This window comes from Spongiactinospora gelatinilytica, assembly GCF_003236385.1.
Taxonomy (GTDB): domain Bacteria; phylum Actinomycetota; class Actinomycetes; order Streptosporangiales; family Streptosporangiaceae; genus Spongiactinospora; species Spongiactinospora gelatinilytica.
Map to the genome: position 1 here is coordinate 1 of NZ_POUA01000480.1, position 4,809 is coordinate 4,809.

3 protein-coding genes are annotated in these 4,809 nt (G+C 73.0%); 1 reads left to right on the top strand and 2 read right to left on the bottom strand.

The window, feature by feature from the left end:
* Window positions 1-477: 477 nt before the first annotated feature.
* Window positions 478-3,648, top strand: coding sequence for an isoleucine--tRNA ligase (gene ileS, locus C1I98_RS35235; RefSeq protein ID WP_111171645.1), 3,171 nt, complete (start codon window positions 478-480; stop codon window positions 3,646-3,648).
* Between the two features lie 53 nt (window positions 3,649-3,701).
* On the opposite strand, the gene C1I98_RS35240 is transcribed toward ileS, so the two are convergent.
* Window positions 3,702-4,196: a hypothetical protein gene (locus tag C1I98_RS35240; protein WP_111171646.1), complete on the bottom strand. Its 495-nt coding sequence runs from the start codon at window positions 4,194-4,196 to the stop codon at window positions 3,702-3,704.
* Between the two features lie 211 nt (window positions 4,197-4,407).
* Window positions 4,408-4,809 (bottom strand): hypothetical protein (locus C1I98_RS42110; RefSeq protein WP_158558312.1); only part of this gene is annotated, 402 nt, incomplete at its 5' end.

Genomic DNA, 4,809 nt, shown 5'->3' on the forward strand with positions numbered 1-4,809 from the left:
CTCCCGTAGCATCCCACCCCGATCCGCCACGTCCTTCCCAATACGCCGCGCCTCTACGCCTGCCTTGGCAGAGCCGAGGGGGCTCCGCGTGCAAACCGGGAAGCCCGCGCCGATGAACCGGGAAGCACCGCACTCCCCTGGTGCGTTATCGTTTTAGCCGGGAGCGCGTACCGTCGCAGGCGCGCGCCCCGACCGCCCTGCAAGGCGCTGACGGGGACGAGTAGATCCGAGCACCCCTCGCACGAGCGACCCGGAGACGGTGTGAGTCCGGGGCGAGAGCCGGATCGAAGATCACCCCTGAGCCGCCGGAAGAACGGCCCGCCGCGCGCGGGTCCAGTAGAACCGGCAGCGGGCACGACGAGAGGGTCCCCGCCCGCCGGGGGCCAAGGAGGGTGGTACCGCGGAGCCCCGCGCTTCGTCCCTCCACGCGAGGCAAGCATGATCGACGGCCCGTCACCGCGTGGAGGCCCCATCCCGATGTCAGCACACCATTTCCGTTCACTGCCCGCCCAGGTGGATCTGCCCGCCCTGGAGCACGAGATCCTGGACCGCTGGCGGGACGGCAAGGTCTTCGAGCGCTCGGTAGAGCAGACCGCGACCGGCCCGGCGTGGGTCTTCTACGAGGGCCCGCCCACCGCCAACGGCCGCCCCGGCGTCCACCACGTCGAGGCCCGCGTCTTCAAGGACGTCTTCCCCCGCTACCGGTCGATGCGCGGCTACAGCGTGCCGCGCAAGGCCGGCTGGGACTGCCACGGCCTGCCCGTGGAGGTCGCCGTGGAGCGGGAGCTGGGCCTGTCCGGCAAGCCCGAGATCGAGGCGTACGGCATCGCCGAGTTCAACGCCCGCTGCCGTGAGTCGGTGCTGCGGCACGTGGACGCCTTCGAGACGATGACCGAGCGGATGGGCTTCTGGGTGGACACCTCCCAGGCGTACCGCACGATGGACTCCTCCTACATCGAGTCCGTCTGGTGGTCGCTGAAGACCATCTGGGACAAGGACCTGCTGTTCCGCGACTTCCGCATCACGCCGTACTGCCCGCGCTGCGGCACCGGCCTGTCCGATCACGAGCTGGGCCAGCCCGGCGGGTACGAGACGGTCACCAGCCCGTCGGTCTACGTGCGGCTGCAAGCGACCTCCGGGCCGCTGGCCGAGCTGGGGGCCGACCTGCTGATCTGGACGACCACGCCGTGGACGCTGGTGTCCAACACCGCCGTCGCGGTACGGCCCGACGTCACCTATGTGGCCGCGCGCCCGGCCGGCCGGGACGAGACGCTGGTCGTGGCCGAGCCGCTGGCCGCCTCCGTGCTCGGCGAGGACGCCGAGGTGGTCGCCACCTTCGCCGGCGCCGACCTTGAGCACACGACGTACGCCCGGCCGTTCGAGCTGGTGGACATCCCCGGCGCGCACTACGTCGTACTGGCCGACTACGTCACCGTCGAGGACGGCACCGGCCTGGTCCACCAGGCCCCCGCCTTCGGCGCGGACGACATGACCATCTGCAAGCGGTACGGCCTGCCGGTGGTCAACCCGATCGGCCCCGACGGGCGGTTCCTGCCCGGCGTGCCGATGGTCGGCGGCGAGTTCTTCAAGGACGCCGACGAGGCGCTCAGCACGGACCTGCGCGAGCGCGGCCTGCTGTTCCGCGGCGGGCACTTCGAGCACAGCTACCCGCACTGCTGGCGCTGCCACACGCCGCTGCTGTACTACGCGCTGCCGTCCTGGTACATCCGCACCACCGCGATCAAGGAGCAGTTGCTCGCGGAGAACGAGAAGACCGCCTGGTACCCCGAGACGATCAAGTGGGGCCGGTTCGGCGAGTGGCTGCGCAACAACGTCGACTGGGCGTTGTCGCGCTCGCGCTACTGGGGCACTCCGCTGCCGCTTTGGGTGTGCACCGCCGACGAGTCGCACGTGACCTGCGTCGGGTCGCTGGCCGAGCTGGGGAGGCACGCCGGGCGCGACCTGTCCGCGCTCGATCCGCACCGGCCCTACGTGGACGATGTGACGTTCGACTGCCCCACCTGCGGGTCCGAGGCGCGCCGGGTGCCCGACGTGATCGACGCCTGGTACGACTCCGGTTCGATGCCGTTCGCCCAGTGGGGCGCGCCGCACCTGAACAAGGAGGCGTTCGAGCGCGCCTACCCGGCGCAGTTCATCTGTGAGGCGACCGACCAGACGCGGGGGTGGTTCTACTCGCTGATGGCGGTCGGCACGCTGGTCTTCGGCCGCTCCTCCTACGAGAACGTGCTGTGCCTCGGCCTGATCCTGGCCGAGGACGGCCGCAAGATGAGCAAGCACCTGGGCAACGTGCTGGAGCCCATCCCGCTGATGGACCAGCACGGCGCGGACGCCCTGCGCTGGTTCATGGCATGCTCGGGCTCGCCGTGGGCGGCGCGCCGGGTCGGGCACACCGCGCTGGAGGAGATCGTCCGCAAGGTCCTGCTGACCTACTGGAACACGGCGTCGTTCTTCGTGCTGTACGCCAACGCCGAGTCGTGGTCGCCGGCCGCGCTCGCGTCCGCGCCACCGCCGGAGGAGCGTCCGCTGCTCGACCGCTGGGCGCTGGCCGAGCTGCACCGCACGGTCGCCGAGGTCACCGCCTCCATGGAGAGCTACGACACCGCGCGCGCCGGGCGCAGGCTGGCCGCGTTCCTGGACGACCTGTCCAACTGGTACGTCCGGCGCTCGCGCCGCCGGTTCTGGGCGGGCGAGCAAGCGGCCTTCGCCACGCTGTACGAGTGCCTGGAGACGGTGACCCGGCTGATGGCGCCGATCACGCCGTTCCTTACCGATCACGTGTGGGAGGTCCTGCGCGCTTCGGACGCCCCGTCGTCGGTGCACCTGAGCACCTGGCCGGAGGTCGACGAGAGCCTGCTCGACACGGCCCTGAGCGAGCGTATGGCGCTCGTGCGGCGGCTGGTGGAGCTGGGCCGCTCGGCGCGGGCCTCCTCCGGTGTGAAGACGCGTCAGCCCCTTGGGCGGGCCCTCGTGGGCGCGCCCGGGTGGTCGAGCCTGCCCGGCGAGCTGCGGGCGCTGATCGCCGACGAGTTGAACGTCCTGAAGCTGGAGGATTTGTCGGGCTTCTCCGCCGACCTGGTGTCCTTCACCGTCAAGCCGAACTTCCGTGCCCTGGGCAAGCGGTACGGCGGGCGCACCAAGCTGGTCGCCGCGGCCATCACGGCGGCCGACCCGGTCGCGCTGGCCGGCGCGCTGCGCGGGGGCGGCACCGCGACGGTCCAGGTGGAGGAGATCGGCGAGGTGGAACTCGGCCCGGACGACGTGATCGTCACCGAGCAGCCGCGCTCCGGCTGGGCGGTCGAGACGGGCGCGATCGAGACCGGCACCGGCGAGACCGTGGCGCTCGACCTGGCCATCACCGACGAGCTCCGGCTCGCCGGGCTGGCCCGCGAGGCGGTGCGCCTCATCCAGGAGGCGCGCAAGTCCTCCGGCCTTTCCATCACCGACCGGATCGAACTGTGGTGGGCGGCGAGCGTCCCTGAGGTGGCGCAGGCCATGCGGGCCCACGCGAACACGGTGGCCGATGAGGTGCTGGCCGGCGCGTTCACCGAGGGCACCGAGCCGGGGCTGCCCACGCACAGCGACGCCGACCTGGGGCTGAGCTTCCAGCTCCGCCGCGTCACGGGCTAGACACGCGAAGGGGGTGTGCGCGCCCGGCGGGCTCGCACACCCCCTTCGGGCGTTCAGGCGGTCGTACCGCAGACCGAGCAGTGGGTGAAACCGGCGGCCTCGGCCCTGGCCCTGGGCATCGTCTCGACCACGTCGTCGGTGGCGGCGCGCAGGAGAGGGCAGCCGGTGGTGTGGAACCGCTTGGTACCGGAGATGACCTTCACGCTCTGCGCGGGGGCGGGCGAGGGACGGTGGCCGGGGTCGGAGTTCTCCTCGTCCACGGTCACCACGACCCGCGTGGCGTCATCGGCGACCACCCGGGGCTCACCCCCGATCGCGGGCGCGTCTCCCTTCCCGGCCTTGCCCTTCGCGGGCGCGGAGGCGTCATCCGTCCCGTTCCGGCCGGCCTCGGAGGCCCCTGCGCCCCTCTGAGCCGGCGCGGAGCCCTCGGCGGAGGCGGCCTTGTCCCGGGCGGAGCCGGCGTCCTTCTGGCCAGGTGCGCCAGGTGCGGGAGCCTCGCCCGGGGCGGACTCCGGCGGGCTGAACCAGGAGACGGGGGTGCCGGACACCGACGCGCCGCCCTGGGGGCCCTCGGCCGCGGCACGATCACGCGGGCCGGAATCACGCGAGGAGGCATCGGAGCCGATCTTGCGCCCGGCGCCCTCGGGCCCGGAGTCCCGCAGGCCGGAACCGGGAACGCCGGGATCATCGGTGGCGGCATCACGCCCGCCGAATGCCCCAGGCCCCGGCTGCCGCCGGGCGGGACCGCGGGCACCTGGCTCACGCGGGGCGGCATCGTGCGGCGCGGCGGCGCGGGAGGACTCGGTGGCGCTGCCGTGGGTCTCGGTGTCCCGGGAAGGGCGGGAGAGCGGCTCCTGGCCGGGGCGGCCGGGTCCGCGCGGCGGCGTCCCGGCAGAAGCCGGAGGAGCCACCGACGCGGAAGCGCCCGGCGCCGGAGAACCCGGCCTGGCCGACGAACCGGCAGAGCCCGCGGACGCGGGAGAAGATGACGCGGGCGGCGAAGCGGCGGTGCCGGTGGAACCCGCAGAAGCGGGAGAGGCCGCGGACGCGGAAGAAGACGACCCAGGCGACGAACCGGCGGTACCGGTGGGACCCGCGGACGCGGGCGGCGAGGCCGCGGGGGCGTCCGGCGCGGGGGTAGCCGACGTGGGCGGCGAACCC

What these genes read in the sequence shown, in the direction of transcription:
- ileS (WP_111171645.1), top strand. Translation starts at nt 478, where the DNA reads ATGTCAGCACACCATTTCCGTTCACTGCCCGCCCAGGTGGATCTGCCC.